This window comes from Parashewanella sp. 2210YD4-3, from assembly GCF_056591735.1.
Genome location: NZ_JBWQOG010000001.1, coordinates 1 through 21854, shown reverse-complemented (window position 1 = coordinate 21854; position 21854 = coordinate 1). Strand labels below are relative to the sequence as shown.

15 protein-coding genes are annotated in these 21854 nt (G+C 39.2%); 11 read left to right on the top strand and 4 right to left on the bottom strand.

Going from position 1 to position 21854, the window contains the following annotated elements:
• The first annotated feature begins 27 nt into the window (after positions 1-27).
• Entirely contained in the window at positions 28-663 is a 636-nt protein-coding gene (locus AC1EU0_RS00075; RefSeq protein WP_480299846.1) for a response regulator, read from the top strand.
• Positions 664-680: 17 nt separating this feature from the next.
• Here the strand turns inward: AC1EU0_RS00075 and AC1EU0_RS00070 are convergent, their stop codons facing one another.
• Complete coding sequence (locus AC1EU0_RS00070) at positions 681-4130, bottom strand: hybrid sensor histidine kinase/response regulator (protein ID WP_480299845.1); 3450 nt, start codon at positions 4128-4130, stop codon at positions 681-683.
• 427 nt (positions 4131-4557) lie between these two features.
• Between AC1EU0_RS00070 and AC1EU0_RS00065 the strand changes: the two genes are divergently transcribed.
• The 10 genes from AC1EU0_RS00065 to AC1EU0_RS00020 all read left to right on the top strand — a co-directional run bounded on the left by AC1EU0_RS00065 (position 4558) and on the right by AC1EU0_RS00020 (position 18385).
• Positions 4558-5598, top strand: coding sequence for a DcaP family trimeric outer membrane transporter (locus tag AC1EU0_RS00065; RefSeq protein ID WP_480299844.1), 1041 nt, complete (start codon positions 4558-4560; stop codon positions 5596-5598).
• 71 nt (positions 5599-5669) lie between these two features.
• Positions 5670-6461: an ABC transporter ATP-binding protein gene (locus AC1EU0_RS00060; RefSeq protein ID WP_480299843.1), complete on the top strand. Its 792-nt coding sequence runs from the start codon at positions 5670-5672 to the stop codon at positions 6459-6461.
• Positions 6461-8419: an AMP-binding protein gene (locus AC1EU0_RS00055; protein WP_480299842.1), complete on the top strand. Its 1959-nt coding sequence runs from the start codon at positions 6461-6463 to the stop codon at positions 8417-8419. Before AC1EU0_RS00060 ends, AC1EU0_RS00055 begins: the two co-directional genes overlap by 1 nt.
• A complete protein-coding gene (locus AC1EU0_RS00050) occupies positions 8416-9309 on the top strand; it encodes a branched-chain amino acid ABC transporter permease (RefSeq protein WP_480299841.1) in 894 nt (297 codons plus the stop codon). The genes AC1EU0_RS00055 and AC1EU0_RS00050 overlap by 4 nt, the downstream gene beginning before the upstream one ends.
• An 11-nt stretch (positions 9310-9320) precedes the next feature.
• On the top strand, positions 9321-10397 hold the full coding sequence (locus tag AC1EU0_RS00045; protein WP_480299840.1) for a branched-chain amino acid ABC transporter permease: 1077 nt from the start codon (positions 9321-9323) through the stop codon (positions 10395-10397).
• 48 nt (positions 10398-10445) lie between these two features.
• The gene (locus AC1EU0_RS00040) at positions 10446-11696 is read left to right on the top strand and encodes an ABC transporter substrate-binding protein (protein WP_480299839.1); all 1251 of its coding nucleotides are present in this window, start codon (positions 10446-10448) and stop codon (positions 11694-11696) included.
• Between the two features lie 219 nt (positions 11697-11915).
• Complete coding sequence (locus AC1EU0_RS00035) at positions 11916-12737, top strand: ABC transporter ATP-binding protein (protein WP_133406114.1); 822 nt, start codon at positions 11916-11918, stop codon at positions 12735-12737.
• A gap of 9 nt (positions 12738-12746) precedes the next feature.
• Complete coding sequence (locus AC1EU0_RS00030; RefSeq protein WP_480299838.1) at positions 12747-13997, top strand: phenylacetate--CoA ligase family protein; 1251 nt, start codon at positions 12747-12749, stop codon at positions 13995-13997.
• Between the two features lie 682 nt (positions 13998-14679).
• Entirely contained in the window at positions 14680-17280 is a 2601-nt protein-coding gene (locus AC1EU0_RS00025) for a hypothetical protein (RefSeq protein ID WP_480299837.1), read from the top strand.
• Positions 17281-17593: 313 nt separating this feature from the next.
• On the top strand, positions 17594-18385 hold the full coding sequence (locus AC1EU0_RS00020) for a hypothetical protein (RefSeq protein WP_480299836.1): 792 nt from the start codon (positions 17594-17596) through the stop codon (positions 18383-18385).
• Between the two features lie 94 nt (positions 18386-18479).
• Here the strand turns inward: AC1EU0_RS00020 and AC1EU0_RS00015 are convergent, their stop codons facing one another.
• Genes AC1EU0_RS00015 through AC1EU0_RS00005 form a run of 3 tightly spaced genes read right to left on the bottom strand, consistent with a single transcriptional unit; the run spans position 18480 to position 21771 of the window.
• The gene (locus tag AC1EU0_RS00015) at positions 18480-19814 is read right to left on the bottom strand and encodes an NAD(P)/FAD-dependent oxidoreductase (RefSeq protein ID WP_480299835.1); all 1335 of its coding nucleotides are present in this window, start codon (positions 19812-19814) and stop codon (positions 18480-18482) included.
• On the bottom strand, positions 19783-20940 hold the full coding sequence (locus AC1EU0_RS00010; RefSeq protein WP_480299834.1) for an ATP-grasp domain-containing protein: 1158 nt from the start codon (positions 20938-20940) through the stop codon (positions 19783-19785). Before AC1EU0_RS00010 ends, AC1EU0_RS00015 begins: the two co-directional genes overlap by 32 nt.
• Positions 20941-20961: 21 nt before the next feature.
• Positions 20962-21771 (bottom strand): metal-dependent hydrolase, encoded by an 810-nt coding sequence (locus AC1EU0_RS00005; RefSeq protein ID WP_480299833.1) that lies wholly within the window; start codon positions 21769-21771, stop codon positions 20962-20964.
• Between the last annotated feature and the right edge of the window lie 83 nt (positions 21772-21854).

Genomic DNA, 21854 nt, shown 5'->3' with positions numbered 1-21854 from the left:
GTAACATCATAATAACAAGGTGAAATGATGGCTTCCTCATATTCATGCATTTTGGTGGACGATCATCCTTTATTTAGGCAAGCATTGTCTACTGTGTTGGTGCAAAAACTCAGTGATGAACAATCTGATATTGTTGTCCATGAAGCAGAGTCAATTGCAGAGCTATCTATTAAGCTTAAAACCTCACAACCCGATCTAATTCTCCTCGATCTTAACCTACCCGATAGCCAAGGCTTTGAAACTTTGATTAGTCTTAAGTTTGATTATCCAGCCATTGCTGTTGTGGTGATTTCAGGGCAAGAGGATGCATCCACAGTAAAACAAGCTGTTCAATTAGGGGCATCTGGTTTCCTGCCAAAATCAACCAGTGTAGAGCAAATGGTCCTGGCTCTTAAAGATGTACTTAATGGAAAAGTATGGCTGCCTGAGCAGTATCAATCACCTGAGCCATGCGCCAGTAAGCTTACAAATCTAACCCCAAGACAACATAAGATTTTAGCCATGTTTGCAAAGGGGATGCTTAATAAGCAGGTAGCGTTTGAATTAGGGCTTTCGGAGGCGACTGTAAAAGCTCATGCTACGGCGATTTATCAAAAACTAGGGGTGAATACTCGGACTCAAGCCGTCATCATTATGCAAAATGAGCTAGGAATAACGGCTTAAGAGGCCATATTCGCCCTCTAGCATCGATCAATTTCGGCATAGGCTTTCGCTAATCTTTGCGTGATCATGGTATTGATCATCGTCTGTAACTGTAATGGTCTAAGTGCTTTAGTGAGAAAGCCAAAGCCATGTGTTCGGGCTAATGCATCTAAATCTTTATCTAAGGTTGCGGTAATGAGCACTCCGGGTATTTGCGCTTGTTGCTGTATTTTACTCATTAACTCTATCCCATTGATATCGGACTCTAATTGGTAATCCACCAGCATAATGTCGATAAAATCTCGATGTGTTTCAACTTGAGATAACGCTTGTTTAGGCGTGTTTGCTACATATACTTTACATCCCCAACTTATCAGAAGTTTGCTCATGGCGTTTGTAAGCTCGATTTCGTTATCTACACATAATACGTGCAATCCTGCTAAATTCATTGCAGGTGAAAAAATCGGTGCTGAATCTAGTTGTTCAACCGCTCTTGGGACAAGAATACTAAAGTTAGCTCCTTTACCAACTTCAGATGCTAACGTCAGCGGATGTTGTAACAAGTGAGCAAGGTTTTGGGCGATATTTAGTCCTAAGCCTAATCCTTTTGATGATGTGCTGTTGATTTTTAGCTGGGTAAACTGTTGAAAAATGAGCTCTTGCTTATCAATCGGGATCCCACAGCCTGTATCAATGACTTGAATTGATACTTGGGTACCTTGATGCCTACAACCAAGCAACAATCGAGAGTCTGGTGCGTAGCGACAAGCATTACTTAAAAAGTTTTGTAAGATACGTCGTAGCAGTTTTTTATCTGAATTTATCCAGAGTTGAGATGGCACAATTCGAAAGTCGATATTGGCTTGTTGGCACAAAAGTTCAAACTCTATGAATAATTCATCAAACAATGATTGAATGGCGAAAGAGGCTTTTTCTGGAGTTATTCCACCAGATTCAATCAAGGTTACTTCGTTAAGATCTTTGATTAGATCGTTCGCGTGCTCTAATGATGCGTCAATGTGCTCAATGGTTTGTTGCTGAGTTGAGCTGAGGTTTTGCTGATTGTGTAAGCTAGCGCAAAAGAGCTTTGCAGCCGCAATAGGTTGCAATAAGTCATGACTACAGGCTTTTAAGAACTGGCTTTTTTGTATGTGCGAATGATGAATTTTTTCATTAGCTTTTGTCAATTCGGTATTGGATTGAGCTAAGGCCTGATTTGATGCTTCAAGCTCGCCTGTTCTAGCGATGATTCTGGATTGAAGATCTTGTTTTTCTTCACGTAACAGAGCTTCGGCTTCTCGATAGAAAGTGACGTCGGTAAATGACATTACAAAACCACCATTGGGGATAACATTACCTCGAATGCGAATGGTTTTACCATTATTCAGGGTACGTTCGGTATTATGCATCGAGCCTTGCTTGATAAAATTAAGCCGCTTTTCAACTTGTTTATCGACTTCACTAGCTGGGATTTTACTTTGATGGAGCAAGTTATAGCGTACCAGTTCTGATACTGGGCTGCCTATGTACAAAAGCTCATTGGGATAGTTAAAAAGATCAACATAGGCTTTATTCCAAGCCACCAGTTCAAGCCGTTTGTTTATCACTGATATTCCATCATTGGCATTATCAATGGCAGCTTGAAGCACATTTTGGCTGAACTGTTGCTGTTGATCTGATGCTTGTTGTACGTACTCGGCAACTTCAGAGAAATTTAAATGTCGGTCTTGAAGCATGAGTGTCAACACTAACTTAGCAGAACTGGATCCCATAACACTGGCAAGCAGTGTTTCAGTTAACTCAATATAAGCTTGGTTTAATTGTTGTTTGTCCTTTATCTGGCTTGCCAGAATTTGAAACTCAAGCTCAGATTGTTTGCGCTTTTCATCACCTACAAATTGATTAATCAGTGCGAGTAATTCGCTCAGGTCGACTTTTTTAATTTGAGATTCATTGTTACTACTTTCGACTGAACTAGCGAAGAAGTGATCAAGCTGGATTTGCTCTTGAATGGAGTGCCTTGTGAAATAAGACAGCGCAATCATAACCATGATATTAGCGCTTAAGGCTACCAAAGTTGCAATGGTTGTTTGATTGTAAGAAAGCTCAGTAAAGGCATGTTGGTAGACACCAAGGGCTGGCAGAAAGTTTAAGATAAGCCAAATAAAAAAGCCTGTTGCCATGCCATAGAGTGCGCCATTAAGGTTACCTCTACGCCAGAAAAACGTTGCATAAAAGGCTGGTCCAATTTGAGCAATGGCACCAAATGACACTTCACCTAATACTGATAAGGTATCTGGTGGCGCGATACAAAACATCCAAAAAGTTAACCCAAAGATAACGACTACAATCAGTTTTCTTACCTGTAAGAAAGTCTTCTTAAATTGGCTGACGTTAGTTTCTTTTAATCCTTTTCGTGTGAATAAGCTAGGGAATATGATTTCATTGCTTAACATAGTGCTGATGGCGATTGAAGTAATGATCACCATCGCACTAGCGGCAGAAATAGAACCTAAAAATCCAAATAAACTGAGCCAGTCATGCCCCAAAAGTGCTGGAAGAAACAGCACATAAGCGTCAGAGCTTAAAGAATCACTAAATAGCAATTTTCCGGCTTGTCCGAGAGGTATTGCGAACAATGCAAACATTAAAATGTAGAGTGGGAATAGCCAGCGTGCATACCGTGTGGTTTTAATGTCTCTCACTTCTACAATCATGGTTTGAAATTGGCGTGGTAAACATAGAAAAGCCGAAAAAGTAATGAGCATTAACCCTAGAAAGTTTACCGATTCAAAGTCGGTTGAGCTGGGCTGATTTTGCTCTGCGAGCTGCCATAACTGGATTGGAGAGTCATACAAATAGAAACTAACGAATAAGCCAATCAACAAGAAAGCTATCAGTTTTAACAATGATTCAAACGCAATCGCAATGATCAAGCCTATGTGACGCTCATTAATATCGATATTTCGCACACCAAAAGTGATACTAAAAGCCGCTAGAATGACGGTGACAATTAACCCAATAAGACCGACTGGTAAAATAGTGTCTTGTCTGAGTAAGGTGTATGAGCTGACAATAGCTTTAATCTGTAATGCCATGTATGGCATGGTGCCAACTAAGACCATCAGGGTGACAAGAATCGCTAAATTTCGGGATTTACCGAAACGGTTTGCTAGCAAATCCGCGATAGAAGTGACGTTAAGTTTTAGACTAATAGCAATGATTTTTTGGATAAACGGCCAACCAAATAAAATGAGTAAGAATGGCGCGATATAGACAGGCAAAAAAGAGTAAGCATTTTCAGAAGCTTGGCCAGCTGTCCCTAGAAAGCCCCAAGAGGTGCAATAAACACCAATTGATAAGGTATAAATTAATCTTTGATGGAAGGTGGTTAGTTTATGCTTGTATCGGTATCCCATAAATGCGAAAGCGCAGAGTAGACCAGCGTAGCAGGCACAAACGACAATTAATAACCCGTTTGGAAACATCCTTTTTTCTTCCGATACATTCTTATACTTTTCAATACCATATCATTTTATTTCTGTTATCTGAAACAAAGATAAAACCACTGTTGTACTCCTACCTTTGCACTTACGACTAAAGTCGTACGACTTATTGTTAATTGTTTGTTACTTTAAAATTCTTCAATGTATGGTCAACTAAGTAAACCTAGAAAAAGTAGTTAAAAACGCTTTTAGGCGAAGAAAAAATTGCAGATAGCAAGGCTTGAATTGAAGTAGTTAGTAATCTAACTACGAATTTCATAACGTAGCTAGCGGGGATTTTGGCAAGTTTATAAGTGTTTAGCATTCTTGTGGATGTCTAGATCTTTAAATGCTTTTTCTAAGTTACATTTCGCAGTGATAGCAAAATTTGCGTTTAACTGCTTTTTTTAGGTTAGAGGAAGACCATAAAATGAAAACCTTAAAACTCGCCTTACTATCGGCATCTATTTTGGCAGCAGGAACCGCCAATGCCGCATACAAAATTGATATCAACGATAAAAGTAGTATCTCGTTTGGTGGTTATATCAAGGTCGATGGACGTTTGGTAAGTGGTGATATCGCTTATCGAGATTTTTGGATTGGAACGGGACAAGTTTTGCCTAAGTCACAAAGCCAATTCAAAATTTTTGCTAATGAAACTCGCTTTAATACTAAATATGTCCATGGCGATGTTACAGGTTTTGTCGAAATGGACTTCTTAGGTGGTGGCGGTAACCAAATCATTTCTAATTCTGCACACCCTCGAATTCGACATGCATTCATTAAGTATAAAGATTTTACTGTTGGTCAAACATGGTCAACGTTTATGAATACCTCTGCCATTCCTGAAACTGCGGACTTTGCTGGTGCGACTGTGGGGCTAGCCTTTATTCGTCAAGGTCAAATTCGTTATAGCATGGGCGGATTCAAAGTAGCGCTAGAAAACCCTGAAACCTTTGGCGGTGGTAACGAAGATGAAACCATGCCAGATGTTGTTGGTCGCTATGACTTTAAAGGTGATTGGGGTACGGTTTCTGTTTCAGCACTTGGCCGCCAGTTAGTTTCACAAACCGGTCAAAAGCATAGCGCCTTTGGTGCTTCTGTCGCTGGTAAAATTAAAGTGTCTGATAAAGATGACATTAAGTTTCAAGTTCATCACGGTGAACTAGGACGCTACATTGGTGTTGCTGCTGCTCAAGATATGGTGGGTGAAGAAGTAGAAGAAGTGACTTCTTATCTTGTATCGTATCGCCACTTCTGGAATGACAAAGTAAGAAGCTCTGTCTTCTACGGAAACATCCAAACTGAAGTGACTGATGTCGAGCGAAGCCAGTGGGGTGTTAACGTCTTTAAAGATCTGACTAAAAACCTTGCTGTTGGTTTTGAGGTTGGTCAATTCCTCATGGACCAGAAAAATACTTCAGATGCTGATTCATTCTACAGCCAACTTTCCCTCCGCTACATGTTGTAACTTTTTCAGTGGCACAGCCAGATCTCCTCGGCTGTCGCCACTGCTTTTTTTGATTTGAAAAAGGTGTTCCTATGTCCGAATCAATATTAAAAGTCGAAAATATCTCTCTTGCTTTTGGCGGTGTTAAGGCACTTACCGATGTCAGCTTTGATGTGCCAAGAGGTTCTGTTTTTTCGATTATCGGCCCAAATGGGGCGGGTAAAACATCCATGCTCAATTGTATTTCTGGTCGTTATCAACCCAATGCAGGTGAAATTCATTTTGATGGCAAGCGTGTTACTCATTTAAAACCTAATGATCGTGCAGATTTAGGCATAGGTAGAACGTTCCAAAACCTCGCTTTGTTTGGCCACATGACGGTATTGGATAACATCATGGTGGGCAGACACCACTTAATGAATAACAACTGGTTTACGGGTCCTTTGTACTGGGCATCAAAAGCACAAAAAGAAGAACTAGAGCACCGTAAAGAAGTTGAACGAATTATCGATTTTCTTGAAATTACTCATGTTCGCAAATCTATTGCAGGGACGCTTTCTTATGGTTTACGTAAACGAGTAGAGCTTGCTAGAGCGATGGCTCTCAACCCTAAACTCATTCTTCTTGATGAGCCTATGGCAGGCATGAACCTTGAAGAAAAAGAAGATATGGCACGCTATATCCTCGATCTTAATGAAGAATTTGGCGTTACTATTGTGATGATTGAGCATGATATGGGCGTTGTGATGGACATTTCACATCAAGTCATGGTGCTCGATTTTGGTAAAAAGCTCATTTGTGATTTACCTGACGCCGTGATGGCCGATCCTCATGTTAAGCAAGCTTACCTTGGTATTGAAGATGATTTAGAGGAGGCCTGCTAATGTTAGCCGAACATAATAAATTCATCACCACATTAAATACGTTTCCAAAAATCCTTCGCTATAACGCCGTGCATTGGCCGAGTGACATTGCCATGCGTGAAAAAGAGTTTGGTATTTGGAATGAATTCACATGGCTTGATTATCAGCATCGCGTTCAATGGATGACGCTTGGTTTGACTCACCTTGGCATTGGTAAAGATGAAACCATTGCCCTGTTAGGTGAAAATCGTCCTGAATGGATCTGGGGTGAAGTAGCGGCTCATGCTTTAAGCGGACATTCATTAGGGATATATCAAGACTCAATGCATGAAGAAGTGGCTTACTTATTGAATTTGAGTAAAGCCAAAGTGGTCATCGCAGAAGATGAAGAGCAATGCGATAAGCTGCTTGAACTTGGCGATCAAATCCCAAGTGTTGAGTTTATCGTTTATTGCGATCCGAAAGGGATGCGTAAATACGATGATAAACGCTTAATTGATGTTGAAGACCTCTATCGTATGGGGCGTGAATACGAATCTATGCATCATGAGGTTTACGACAAGATGGTAGATGAGACCGATCCTGCTGATGCTTCGATCTACTGTACGACTTCAGGTACAACGTCTAAACCAAAAATTGTGTTACTGAACAGCGGTAGCTTTATTGAACATTGTTGTTCGTATCTCAGAGCTGATCCGCGACAGCCTGGTGACAATTACGTCTCTGTACTGCCAATGCCTTGGATCATGGAGCAAGTCTATGCCGTTGGTCAGTCGTTAATTTCTCGTCAAATCGTCAATTTTGTGGAAGAACAAGAAACCATGATGGCGGATTTACGTGAAATTGGACCTAGCTTTGTACTGTTAGCACCACGTGTGTGGGAAGGCATTTTAGCTGATGTTCAAGCAAGAATGATGGACTCGACCCCACTTAAGCGTTGGTTATTTGAAGTTGCATTAAAGCTTTCTGGTAAGGCGTTAGATCAAGGTAAAAAGTCATTCTGGGCTGAGCTTATTTTAAATAAAGCGTTACGTGACAGACTTGGTTTTACGTTTTTAACCTCTGCTGCAACCGGTGGTGCAGCCATGGGGCCTGATACCTTTCGCTTCTTCCAATCTATCGGTGTGCCGTTAAGACAACTTTATGGTCAAACCGAAATGGCGGGCGCTTACACCATTCATAAAGGAGATGATATTGACTATGACTCCGTAGGTGTGGCGTTCGATACCGCCAAAATCAAAGTGATTAACGCTGACGAGCAAGGCTTGGGTGAGGTCATTTCTCAAACGGCAGGCATGTTCACGGGTTACCTCGAGAATCAAGACGCGTTTGAAGAAGATGTGAAAGATGGATGGATGCATACGGGTGATGCAGGCTACATCAAAGAAAACGGTCACTTAGTGGTTATCGACCGTATTAAAGACTTAGCCAAAACCAGTCATGGCTTGCAGTTCTCGCCGCAATACATTGAAAACAAACTTAAATTCTCATCCTTTATTGGTGAAGCGGTGATCCTCGGTAAGGACCGTCCATATCTATCTGCCATCTTGTGTATTCGCTACAGCATCGTTTCTAAATGGGCTGAGCAACAAGGTTATGCATTCACCAATTACACCAATCTTTCAACCTTACCTGAAGTGTACGAAAAACTTCAGCAAGAAGTTGAAAAGGTGAATGAGTCACTGCCTGATGCACAGAAAATCTGCAAGTTTGTGCTGTTGTATAAAGAGTTGGATGCCGATGATGGTGAGCTTACACGAACTCGAAAAGTTCGACGTGGCGTCGTTGCAGAGAAATATCACGAGATCATTGAGTCGATTTATGACGGTGCAGAGCATGTTGATGTCGACACCATGATCACCTTCCAAGACGGCAGTAAAACTCGTGTACAAACTCAGTTAAAAGTTGCTGATGTGGTCAATGTGGAAGAGCAACCTGTGACTACTGACAGTGATGAAGTAACGAGGAAAGCATCATGAATACAGAATTATTACTTCAACTTATTACCAATGGTCTGATTGTTGGTTTGCTTTACGGTGTGGTCGGCATGTGTTTTGTGCTGGTGTATAAATCAACCCAAATTGTGAACTTTGCTCAAGGTGAGTTCCTATTGTTAGGGGCTTGGGTGTGCTGGGCGTTTTTGGTTTATATGCAAATCCCATTCTTCTTGGGCTTTATCTTTACCATGATATTTATGGCGATATTCGGTGTGCTGTTACAGCTTATCGTCCTAAGACCAATGATTGGTGAGCCGATCATCTCAGTCATTATGGTAACCATCGGTCTGTCGATTTTCTTCCAAGCGCTTACAAAATGGATTTTTGGTGTCGCACCTCAGAGTTATCCAAAAGTATTCGAAGCTAACTCCGTCGACATCATGGGCATGAGTATCGAGCCTGCATACCTTATGAGTATGGTGATTGCGGTGCTTATTATGATTGGCTTCTACCTGTTCTTTAAACACTCAAAGCATGGCTTGGCGATGCGAGCGACAGCGTTTGATCAACAAGCCGCGCAAAGCTTAGGGATTTCGGTTAAGCAAGTATTTGCTATGAGCTGGGGCATTGCCGCGACCGTTTCCGCAACCGCAGGTGTGGTAATGGGTATGGTGAATGGTGTTTCTGACTCACTATCGGTCATGGGGATTAAAGTTTTCCCAGCGGTGATTTTAGGTGGGTTAGATTCGATTGTCGGTGCGATTGTCGGTGGCTTGACTATTGGTGTGCTGGAAAACTTAGCTGAGTTCTTTGATAGCCAGTATTTGCACATAGGGAATATGTACGACATTGCCCCATTTTATGTACTGCTGATCATCCTTTGGTTTAAACCATACGGCTTATTTGGCACTAAAGACATCGAAAGGATTTAAGGAGAGTTACTATGTCAACAAGTGTAACTATGCGCCCATGTGGTGACTTTAGAACCAGCTATAAGCAAGACACAACCATATTTGAGACTAAAACCATTCGTTGGTTTGCAATATTAGCGATTGTCTTTGCATGCTTTGCAACATTTGTTTTGGATGCTTACTACCTAACACTGTTTATTCAAGTGTCTTATCTGGGAATTGCGGCATTAGGCTTAAACATTCTGGTTGGTTTTACAGGACAAATTTCGTTAGGGCATGGCGCTTTCTTTGGTTTTGGTGCCTTTGCCTCGGCTTGGTTAAACACGCAATTCAATATTCCTGTGGTGTTTTGTATTCCGCTAGCAGGCTTTTTAACTATGGCTGTGGGCATGATGTTTGGTATGCCAGCTGCGAGAATTAAAGGTTTGTATTTAGCCATCGCAACCCTTGCTGCTCAATTTATTATTGAAGATTTCTTTGGGCGAGCAGAGTGGTTCTCTGGTGGTTCATCGGGTTCATTAGCTGAACCAATCAACATTTTTGGTTTTACTTTCGATACTGATGAGAGCTTTTATTACATCGCTTTGTTTGCACTCGTGTTCATGTTCATTTGGGGCTGTAACCTAATGAGAACGCGTGATGGACGTGCGTTTGTTGCGGTACGTGACCATTATCTGAGTGCTGAAATCATGGGCGTGAAGCTGAACAAGTATCGTCTACTTTCATTTGGTATTTCGTCATTTTACGCTGGTATTGGCGGTGCGTTATACGCTCACTATCTTGGCTATGTATCAGCTGAAGGTTTCACTATCTTCATGTCGATTCAATTCCTCGCCATGGTCATTATTGGTGGTCTCGGTTCGATAAAAGGCACGTTAATGGGCGTGGTGTTTATGGTGCTACTGCCAGAGGCGATGGAAGCCAGTGTGTCGATAGTAAAAGACACCTCGATTGGTGCACATCCTATGCTGGTGGATGGTTTGGCTTATATAAAGGAAATGGCGATTGGTCTTGTGATCATACTATTCCTTATCTTTGAGCCAGAGGGATTAGCACACCGTTGGAACCAAATTAAAAACTATTGGAAGAGTTACCCATTCGCATATTAAGGACGTTTTGCGTAATTGAAATAAGTATCAATAACAAGGAATAAAACTATGAAATTATCAAAACTAACATTAGCGACACTATCAGCGGTTGCGCTAATGGCAGCAAACTCTGCAGCAGCGAAAGAAGATAAAGTATTTGTTGGCCATCTTGCAGATATGTCAGGCCCTACGGCATTCGTCGGTAAAGAATATGCCGATGGTGTTAGAGATGCGATGGCCTATATCAATGCCAACGGTGGTATTAAGGGAACGGGTCTAGATTTTGAAACTGTTGATTATGCTTACAAGGTTCCTCAAGCGATTGCTTCATACAAAAAGTGGAAGAGTCGTAAGAAGATGGTCGCCATGCAAGGTTGGGGAACGGCAGATACGGAAGCGCTGATTTCATTTGTGGCACGCGATAAAATTCCGGTTTATTCAGCATCCTATTCTGGTCATTTAACTGATCCTAAAGGTAAGAACCCACACACTAAAAAGCCTGCGCCTTATAACTTCTTCTATGGCGCTTCATATTCAGACTCATGTCGTGCACTTGTGCAGTGGGCAGCGAAAGATTGGAAAGACAAAGGCAGTAAAGGAAAGCCCAAGTTTACTCACATTGGGGCTAACCATCCTTTCCCGAATGCACCGAAAGCCGCCTGTGCTGAATATGCTACCGAGTTAGGTTTTGATGTGCAGCCATCGGTAGTTATTTCAATGAAGCCAGGTGACTTTAAAGCTCAATGTTTGAGCCTAAAAAGTTCTGGCACTCACTATGGCTATATCGGCAACTTAGGTGGCTCGGTAATGTCATTAATCAAGTCTTGTAACACAGTTGGCACTAATATTCAGTTTATGTCGAACATTTGGGGTGGCGATCGCAAGATTTTTGAAGCGATTGGTGAGGGCGTGAAAGATTATATCTTCCCAACAATGACACCTTTCTGGGACTCGAATGTTGACGGTATGAAGCTGGTTAAAAACATTTCAAAAATGTCTGATTCAGCAGGCACTAAAACTCGTCCGCATCACTACATTCGTGGTGTTTGTTCAGCTTACTACATGAAAGAAGCTATGGAATGGGCGAAAGATAACGGTGGCATTACAGGCGCTAATGTGAAGAAGGGCATGTACGCGACTCAAAACTGGGTACCAAAAGGACTTGCAGGCGTGTGTTTACCTGCAACTTGGAAAGATGATGATCACCGCGGTATTGCTGAAGTGAATATCTACAAAGGCAATTTCGACAAAGGTAATGTATCAATCGAGCAAGTGGATACAGTGAGTCTTGAGCGTCGAGCGGATTGGTTAGGGTATTAATATTGGTTGAAAGCCAATCTAAAGAAAAATTACCTTATATGAAATGGAGAAGCGAGTAATAGTTCATACGGCAACAGAAGCGCACATCCATGTGCTTACGTCCGTTACATCCTGTAACGGGCGGTTGCCTTAATAAACGATTACTCTCATCTACCTTTTCAAGTCTCTATCAAATTCATATCGGGTATGGCTCTCAAATTTTTCGTATAAAGGTGAGTTATGAGTAATGCTGCTGAAGTGATCAATCCTGAAGAGGTTGTCCTGTCCATCAATAACATTGAAGTGGTTTATGACGATGTGATTCAGGTGTTAAGAGGAGTAAGTATTGATGTGCCTAAAGGCAGTATCGTTACCTTACTTGGTCCCAATGGTGCGGGTAAATCGACAACACTGAAATCCATTTCGGGTTTGTTAAAAACCGAAAATGGAGAAGTAACCAAAGGCGATATCAGTTTTTTAGGAAAAAGAATTGATAATGCCAATGCCGCAGAAATCGTAAGTTCTGGTCTGTTTCAGGTAATGGAAGGTCGACGCATTATTGAAGATATGACCGTCGTTGAAAATCTAAGGTTAGGTGCTTACACTCGTAGCGACAATCAAATAAACCAAGATATTGAAATGGTGTTTAGCTATTTTCCTCGATTAAAAGAAAGAACGGGGTTAGCTGGTTATCTTTCTGGTGGTGAACAGCAAATGTTGGCGATTGGTCGCGCATTAATGGCACGTCCAAAAATGATCTGCCTTGATGAACCATCCATGGGATTATCTCCATTATTGGTAAAAGAAGTGTTTGGTATTATTGAAAAAATTAACCGTGAGCAGGGCATTACTATGTTGCTGGTTGAGCAAAACGCCAACTATGCTTTAAAAGCGGCGCATTATGGCTACATCATGGAATCAGGAAAGATTGTTCTAGACGGAACCCGTGAGCAATTACTTAACAATGAAGATGTAAAAGAGTTCTATCTAGGCGGTGGCAACGAAGAACGTAAGAGCTTTAAAAATCTGAAGTCATACAAACGCCGTAAGCGTTGGTTGTAGGAGGTTAACATGTCAAAAACAGAATCGAATATAGATAGTAGTGTACTTCCTAATCTAGAAAAAGAGTCTTTACCACAAGATAAGCGTGAGCAATTGCTATTTAAGCGTTTGAACGACTTACTAAAAACCTTGAAGCAAGACTCCGATTATTATCAACAAACCATGACAGAAATTGATTCTGACACTGAGTTTTCAAGGGATAACTTATCGATTTTACCACTATTGAGAAAGTCCTCCATATCTCAACTTCAAGCTGAAAACCCTCCATTGGGCGGCTTAGCAGTTGGCGGCGCTGTTGTAGATCGAATTTTCCAATCGCCGGGCAATATTTACGAAGGTGCAATGGACAATGGTGATTGGTGGCGCATGTCTCACGCATTTCATGCGGCAGGATTTAGAAAGGGCGACATGGTGCTGAATTGCTTGTCTTATCACATGACGCCCGGTGGTTTCATTATGGATTCTGGGGCTCGTGCTTGTGGTTGTAGTGTCATTCCCGCTGGTCCTGGACAAACTGAACAGCAACTGCAAATTATCTCGCAATTAAAACCTACCGGATACAGTGGAACGCCAAGCTTCCTAAATATCCTGCTGGATAAAGCCAAAGAAAAAGGCGTAGAGTGGAGCATCACTAAAGCACTCGTTTCTGGAGAAGCATTATCAGGAGAGTTACGAGCAAAACTCTTAGATAATGGTATTAAAGTTCATCAAGCCTATGCAACGGCTGATGTGGGCTTAATTGCTTATGAGGCAAACTATGGCGAAGGCTGGGTAGTAGCCGAAGATATTATTGTTGAAATAGTTAAACCGGGAACGTCACTGCCAGTTACTGAGCCAAATGAGGTGGGTGAATTAGTCGTTACTGTTCTCAACGACAAGTATCCATTGATTCGGTTTGCTACTGGAGATTTAAGTGCGTTTTATACTGGGGCAACTTCATGCGGTAGAAGCAATGTACGCATCAAAGGTTGGATGGGAAGAGCAGATCAAACCGTCAAAGTGAAGGGTTTATTTGTGCACCCAAGCCAAGTACAAGCGATCATTTCAGAATTCCCTGAGATAACCAAAGCAAGGTTGATCATAGAATCTGAAAACCACAATGATGTGATGTCATTACACTGTGAATATAGCGGCAGTGCACCTGAACCAACGTATATTGCTGAATCTATTAAACGGATAACCAAGCTTACAGGAGATATACAATTTTTCCCGCCAAACTCGCTTAATAATGATGGTGTTGTTATTGAGGATTTGAGATAACCATACGCAATTCATTGTTGGGATGAGCAAACAAGCGGCTCTACTTTATGAATATTTAATTTTAGGGTCGCTTGATACATTTTAGAGTGCATAACTGACATTTATAGTGCAGCTAAAAACAATATTTCTAACCCAGCCTCAAAATGAAAAATCGATTTCGTTCAGCTTTGAATATTTCGTCATTGGCTGGGAGCTTCAATTATTCTGATATTTGCTATAAGTCTTGAGCACACTTTCGAAGCATTTTTATAAGCAGTTCACATTTCATGTTAAAGAACATTAACTTGTAACGCTAAAGTTAACTCTTTAAATTAAAAAATACTTTTCAAGCAGAATATCTTTAGGTTGTTGAAGAATGTCAGCAGGATTATCACACGCAGCTTTAGGTGCTTATGTAACTGAGTTTCAACACAATGCTCTAGTCGCTGGTAAGAGAGCTAAGGATGTTCGAACTTGCCATTATAGAGATGGCAAGACAACCTACCAAATAAATGGAAAGGGCATAAACAGTCGCAGTCTGTATGTATGGCATCGAGAAACTCAGAGAACTCGTCGTTGTTTAATACGGTCTACCACAACTAGCTTTGATTGTTATGAACCAAAGAAAAGATATGATGCCAGAAATGTGTCGTGTCTATTCTTTTTCCATATAATAACCTCAGATGACTTTCCTGTTAAGGAATTGGCAAAAATCATATCTGATATGAAATTAGATGAAGCCACCAAAGTCTTGGAATCCTTGAGTGAAACTAGGAAAGCAGAAACTATCTATCAATTGTTGATTCAATGTAGCGACAGAGCAATTGGTTTGAGCATTGATTATGACGATTTGACCTTCTTACTGGCATCATTTCCTAATGCTGCCTCTGACGCTTGCAAATACCTCGATTTAAGACAAGTTATATTTTTTCTAAGTGACGCTCCAATCAATGATGTATTTTTTCTAAAGTATTTTCAAATTACAAGAATTTTTGAGTTGGTTGAACAGAGTGAAGATATAACGGAAAAGACAATATTATTAAATGGTGCAATAAGGCAAGCTAAGAATCGATTAGAAGAGTCTGAGAGCAGGAGTGGGACGACTTCTGGGGAGGCAAAAAAACTAGCTTTAGCTATTAATAAATTAAGTCTAAATGAGCGTTGCCACTTTATATGTGGCATAGCCAATACGTTAGGGCGTGTTGATGATAAGCACATTTTTACAGTAGAAATATTGTCGACGATCTATCACTGTTCTAAAAATGATGAATGGCCTTTTATTTCAACCGCGGATTTTCAGGATACTTATAATTGTGCACCTAGAAGTGTAGTGGCAGAGTTCGTTTTATCACTGCCAACTGAACAGCTACAGAGCATGGTGAGACTGGCTCCCCAAAGTGTTCAAAAAAAGACTATAACAGCGTTACTGTTTTCAAAGGTATGCTTGGTTAAAAGTGAAGATAACAAATATCCTGATAATACATGCAAGGCAGATGTGACAGGGGTTTTGAAAACTGTTTTAGCGACTGTAGGGGGCCATTGTCTCTGGGACATTATTTTAACGTCTACTCCCGACGAAATTAATCTAATTATCGACTCTCGTGAAATTCAGAAGCTAGTCTCGGATGAATTACATGCTCAAGAAGAGCGATACCTATTCAACCAAATGTTTGAATCTTCTCGTGCAAGAGGATTAGCTGAAACTTTGATAATTAACGGTACAGAGGTTGAGAAGTTATCCATTATTAATGGAATCATGGGAGCAATTAGCGGTTCGGTGCTTGCGCAAAACCTTTTGGCTTTGATAGAAAGAAATGAGCTATTACCTATAGTGCAGCATATAGAGCCTTCGATTTTGGCTTCATTTTTAAGTCGATTACATATGAGAGAGCAAATTCGAGTTCTTTCCGCTTTAGATTCCGATTTGTTGAGCGAAGTACTATTTCAATATCACCTTATTTGTTCTAGTTCTCATAATCAAACTAGGTTTTTAGGAATAGAATTACTAACAGAGAACCAAAGGCGAGCCATACATTCACGCTTTGTATCTCCGCAAATTATTGAGCCTTATGGTTGGTATTTTGATGAAAAATGGTTTGTGGGCGAACTTCCTCAAATATGTAGACTCATTAATAAAGGGGAATTCAAACATCAATTGTCAGTAAAAGCGTCAACATGCCTTTTAAAGGAATTGATCTTAACCGAAAATTACAAGAGTTTTTTGACTTATTTCTGTAGCTTGCCAGAAAGTGCTAAGTTGGCTTATTGCGAGGTTGCAAATAGTGAACAAGTGGCTTTAATGATGACGTGCCATCACATTCTGCAAAGCGAGGAACTGACCGCATTTATTACTTTCCTCGCAGATAGTAAACCTTACCGATTTAAGCAAGCCATGGATGGTATTTCTATGGAATTGAAATCTGAATTTCAAGAAATGCTTCCCCCCAATATTTTCTTAATAAGTATAGAAACACGCGATCGTCTAGAAGGCTATCTTCTATTTCTTCGCAATAGATTTGATCAAAAATTTAAGAAAACAATACGAATGCTTACGGCTGCAGAGAGTAATGAAATATTGAAAATGGACAGTTTATCATTACAATCAGCCATATTCGAACATGCCACAACTGAAGTGACAGCTGAAATCATTAATAAAATGTGCTCGTCTGATTATCATATTATTGTGAGGGTATTCCATAGCTTGCCAAAGCGTAAAACGGTAAACATAATTCACAGCATTACTCCTATTAGGCTAACTATTCTATTAACTAAATTTAGTACGAGTTATTTATTAAGTAACAGGTGGTTGATAAAAGGCATTTCTAAAGAGCAACTCGAAGCTATTTTTACTTCATTATCAGTCGATTGTGTCATTAAAAAAATATTATTAGATGAAATGCCGAGTGATGAAAGGTTAAAGTATCTTCAAATGCATGAAGCTAAAAGTGAGTCTAACTACACACGAACTGATGGTTACAAAGGCTTAGAAATGACTGTAAGTCTACTCCCATCATTATCGATAAAAGATCAAGCAATTCAAGTTGAAACATGGTGTCAAATGGCGATGAACTCCCAAATGAATGAAGGCTATACACGCATATTGAATAGCCTATTTGATAAAATGTCGCCTAAGCATCTCTCTGAAATTTTTTACAATTGCCAAGCTTCAATTTTATTACCGTGTTTAAGACAAAAACATGGGCTTACTGCTCAATTAGGTCAGAAAATGCAGCACGAAAAAAATGAATTGCGCTTGAAAGGTGTCAAAGACAGATACGGAAATTTGTTTGATTTATTGAAGTAACCTTTGGGCTTTTGATGTTATGAGAGCTACTTGTAGTAGCATCTTCATTTATTATTCATCGTGTGAGTTACAAATACTCAATTAATTTTGATTAATCGAGTCAAAAAATTATATTAAACAACCTATATGAATATCATATTGTGAATTGTTCCTATTCATTTCTAGATAATATGGTACAACTTCCGATGCAACACATTAACTTCACCAAATAAACAGATTTTGTATTTAAAATTCATGACCTAATGTTTATCGAACAAAGTTCAGGGGATCTCATTAGCCTGATTGTTCTTTCACCAGTAATAAGGAGGGCATTGTGAGCTTATTTCTTCAAGAGCCAAGGCAATCTATTAGAGAGCAAATCGCAACTAATTACTGGTCAAAGAATGAGACTATAACTCCTAATGAAGTCACTTTCGGTCAATTTTCTTACCGCTGGACTCCTACCTCTAATCAAAAGTGGAAAGTTGAGATTACCGACACAACTAGTAGGTTTTTCAGTTGTTGTCAGCGAAAATTCCCTCTTGCATATAGGTTTGGAAAAATCCCTTTTACGATAAAATCTGAAATAAAAGCTGCGTTAAAAGAAGAGTGCATTTATCCGGTAAAAGACTTATGTAGTGAAGAAGTGTCAACTTCTGAATATGCTGACGAATCACTATTAGGATACACAACCAATGTTCAATTGTTTTTGGATACACTTAATGGACAAAAAGCTTCGAAGATTATTGGTTGGGCCGCGAACACCCGAATTGCCCCAAGAGAAACCAATACATTAGCCCTTAATGGTGATTTGGGGTTTGCTATTTCATCTTATGTTTGCCCGTTTACAAACAAAGAGTTGACGCCATTAAATGCTATTCAAGTTAATTTTAAAGGGGCGCTTTTTGATAGGATACCGATAGATTGGCTAACCATTTCTCGTACAGGGCTAAGATTGGTTTTGCTAAATGCTGATAATTTTAAAGGTACAAATTTAGAACCATTGATTATAGCTCTACAAAATCTAGAAGAGTCGGATATTAGAGTTGCGTCAGATCTTCACTTGAAAAGAGATACATTAAGAACTCGGGAATTTAGTGTTTACCAAACTCAATCGGGTACATAGGTTGTTAGGGCAGGAGCATACTCTGAAATTTAAGTAAACTTTCTTAGAAAATGGTGATCAGATCACCAACCTTTACCTATTATTGTTCTTTATGTCATTGTTGACCAAAAATTTCACCCAAATTGCAAATGGTTTTTTGTTTTATATAGGCACTAACCAAATAGGGGCGAAGTAGTTTAGGACTATATAGAGGATGAGTTTTTAAGCTTTGTGCAATACCTAAAATGGATGAGGGACTACCTAAGGCAAGTTGAACTAAAAGTGTTCCATAGGTAATTGCTGCACAAATGCCTACACCATTATAGTTGTACGCGGTATATTCATGTGGACCTAATTGCCTGATTTTATGTCCACCTTTTACCGAGCAACTTATCGCACCTCTCCATAGGTATTCAAGTTCTAATGACCTAATGTTGTCAAATCTGGCACTTAAAATTTTTAGGTGAGTTTTGATAACTTTTTCACGTAATTTGTCATTAATCGTACTCCTGAAAAAATGTGCAAAGTATCTCACAATAATGCGGTTGTCGAGTGTTGTACGTATCGTTGGCGCTATAGCGCGAAAGGGGATAATTCCAAACTGTTCATCTAATTGAGGTAGTCCTAGTTTAGTGATGGGAATCGAGGCACTGGCGTAAGCATGAAGGGGGATTGTTTCATTAGCTCTTGGAAAGCCGTAAGCATTAGTTGCATAAAACACGAGTGGTGTGTTTATGGTGTAACCATTGACTCCAAGTTGATAATGACCATTTATAGTGGTGATATGACTTACTCTTGAATTTTCAAAAATTCTTACCTTTTCATCTAATGAGTTTAATAATCCGTGAATTAATTTAAATGGATTAAGCATTCCTGAGTTGTATAGCTCAATCGCCTGCCGATAAAATGCTTGATGAGACAATGAGTGCGGGATTATTTTCTTTCCGCTATCGAGATAATCACACTCAATTCCAAGATGTTTAATTTTTTTGAAATAATGATAGAGTTCAGTATTGTTAGGCTCAGCTCTCGAGCCAATAAAGATATGTCTATCTGATAACTCACAATCTATAGATGTTGTCGTTATCCATTGTTTTAGTAGAGCATACCCGAATAGAGTTATCTGATTTTCATATGAAAACCGTTGCTTATCTTTATACAGTTCAGAGCTGGGCGGAGTACCTATAATTCCAGAGTTCGCACCAGATGCGCCTTGCCCGATATTTTGCATATCAATCAGAGCAATATTCCATGTTGGCTTCTGCTTTTGTAATTGTTTAGCGATAGCTATACCTGTAAATCCACATCCGACAATAACGGCATCGTATAGCCCACTACTTTGAACCGTATCGAAGGTTCTATTATTCGAATTATTATTCCAATAATTTAGTGATGAAAAGTTATGCTTTATGCGATTTTTATTGAAGTAACTCATCGTACGACATGTCATAGGTAGCTGCTTCTGAGTAATTTAAATTTAACTTTCTTGCGTATTTCCTTAGCATTAAAATACATCTGATATACCAAAGAAATAAAAAGAGATCACTTTTCTCAAAAATTATGTCCGTATGATTTTTAAGGATTTTTTTAATGTTTTTTGTTTGGGATTTGTTGTGTTTCTTTGATTCAAAGAACATAAGTAACACTCTAAATCCGAGCATGATTGATGTGTTTTTCTGAGGGAGAACAGTTCTTAAAGAATAGTTGTTAAGTAAGCTGTGGGTGAAGTCAAAATTGTTTTGGAAAAAGAAGATCCCACTGGTAGCTCTAGGGTTGCATTCGATTGGAAATAATTCACCATTCTCATTTTCAATAAAATCGAATGCAATTTGTCCTGTAAATTCAATGCATTTAACAAACTTTTTAACCCACAAGAATATTGGTCTATGTTCAATGTTAGTGAACGCAACAGAGGCTCCCTTTCCATATGTTAAATCACTCGTATAGGTAACATGAGCGAGGAGAAGACCATTGTTTACAATGCTGTATGTACAAAGCGGTCTTCCTTTAATAAACTCTTGATATACCCATGGTTGCTCTTTAGTCGGATTTACTTTTAACAGATCTGATTCTTGCCTTGGCTTAATGATTACAGTATCGGAAAACCTTGAATATACTTTTTTTAAAACTACGTCATTGGTAAATATATGCTTATTAGACATATCTGAATTTTCTAAAAGGCATGTTTTGGGCGTTTTAAAACCAAAGTATTTTAAAGTTTGAATGAACTGATATTTATTATGAAGCATTGTTATTTTTAAGTATTTATCAGAAAAAAGCTTAGTATTTGCTGGAAGTTTATTGATGAATTTTGCAAGATAGAAAATTTCTTCAGAAGAGGGGATGATTAACTCAATTGCATTCAAGGTGCAAATTTCGGATATTTCTTGTATATATAAATCACAATTGAATTTACACGAATGGGTTTGATAATAACTATTAATTGAATTACTTTTCTTTAATAAAGACCATGAAATACTGTCAGTTGCGTAAACATGATGCCCAGCAGAGCTTAATGTTCTTGCAAGAGAAAGCGATGCAGGTAGTCTTGCTCCAGTAATTAAAATTTTTGTCATAGTTGCTTATGTGACTGCTATTTAATGTTTAAGAAACCGTTCGAACTCTGAATACACCTTTTGGTAATTTTTATCGCTAATATTGACTTTTGAGGGATGGAAATCATAACGATAGAATTGAAGAGATTGCATGAAAACTCGTGGTAAAACTCCTGGTTTAAACAATAAAAAATTTAAAATTTTGTGTGCTTTTAAAAAGAACAGTTTATCATGGTTAAATGAGAGTATTAAAAACTGAATGAGTATTCTAGTTGTAAAAAAAACGGATACTATCATCATTGCTAATATTCGACGAAAATATCCACCATTTACAGCATTATATACATTCATAGCAACTTCTTTATGTTCATATTCCTCCATACAATGCCACCTTAACAAGGCCTTATATTGGTTTTGCTTACCTCCGGTTATTTCGTAAGTTGATAGCTCATGCTTGGCCATAATCGTAGTTATAAACTCATAGACCACAGTAAACGCTAATTGGGTTTTCTTTGAACAAAACCGTTTTATAAATTTGACTTCAAATTGAAGTATTTTTTCAGTAAACCCGATCCTAAAGCCTGACTCTTTTAATATATTATTCCACTCGACATGAAGTCGCATATGACAGGCTTCTTGATGAGAAAAGTTAATTATTTTAGCTTTATCTTCGCCTTCAAAGTTTTTTGCGAAATTAACAATGGAGTCGACAAAGTACTGCTCCCCCAACGGGAAGTTTGAACATATTGAATTATAAAAGTGGCTGTGAATAGTCGAGCCATTTACCCAAGTACTAATGTTCTCAGTATCTAACTTAAAGCATGGACTTCTTACATTAATAATCACTGTCATTTATTCAATTGAAAGAGATTGTTTAAGCATCATATGTTTTAATGAAGGGATAGTCATATACATATTTGTAATAGGTTATGATG

Coding starts and splice junctions, on each gene's coding strand:
- AC1EU0_RS00065 (WP_480299844.1), top strand. CDS start 4,558: ATGAAAACCTTAAAACTCGCCTTACTATCGGCATCTATTTTGGCAGCA.
- AC1EU0_RS00035 (WP_133406114.1), top strand. CDS start 11,916: ATGAGTAATGCTGCTGAAGTGATCAATCCTGAAGAGGTTGTCCTGTCC.
- AC1EU0_RS00055 (WP_480299842.1), top strand. CDS start 6,461: ATGTTAGCCGAACATAATAAATTCATCACCACATTAAATACGTTTCCA.
- AC1EU0_RS00005 (WP_480299833.1), bottom strand. CDS start 21,771: ATGACAGTGATTATTAATGTAAGAAGTCCATGCTTTAAGTTAGATACT.
- AC1EU0_RS00015 (WP_480299835.1), bottom strand. CDS start 19,814: ATGACATGTCGTACGATGAGTTACTTCAATAAAAATCGCATAAAGCAT.
- AC1EU0_RS00045 (WP_480299840.1), top strand. CDS start 9,321: ATGTCAACAAGTGTAACTATGCGCCCATGTGGTGACTTTAGAACCAGC.
- AC1EU0_RS00060 (WP_480299843.1), top strand. CDS start 5,670: ATGTCCGAATCAATATTAAAAGTCGAAAATATCTCTCTTGCTTTTGGC.
- AC1EU0_RS00070 (WP_480299845.1), bottom strand. CDS start 4,130: ATGTTTCCAAACGGGTTATTAATTGTCGTTTGTGCCTGCTACGCTGGT.
- AC1EU0_RS00030 (WP_480299838.1), top strand. CDS start 12,747: ATGTCAAAAACAGAATCGAATATAGATAGTAGTGTACTTCCTAATCTA.
- AC1EU0_RS00010 (WP_480299834.1), bottom strand. CDS start 20,940: ATGACAAAAATTTTAATTACTGGAGCAAGACTACCTGCATCGCTTTCT.
- AC1EU0_RS00075 (WP_480299846.1), top strand. CDS start 28: ATGGCTTCCTCATATTCATGCATTTTGGTGGACGATCATCCTTTATTT.
- AC1EU0_RS00050 (WP_480299841.1), top strand. CDS start 8,416: ATGAATACAGAATTATTACTTCAACTTATTACCAATGGTCTGATTGTT.
- AC1EU0_RS00040 (WP_480299839.1), top strand. CDS start 10,446: ATGAAATTATCAAAACTAACATTAGCGACACTATCAGCGGTTGCGCTA.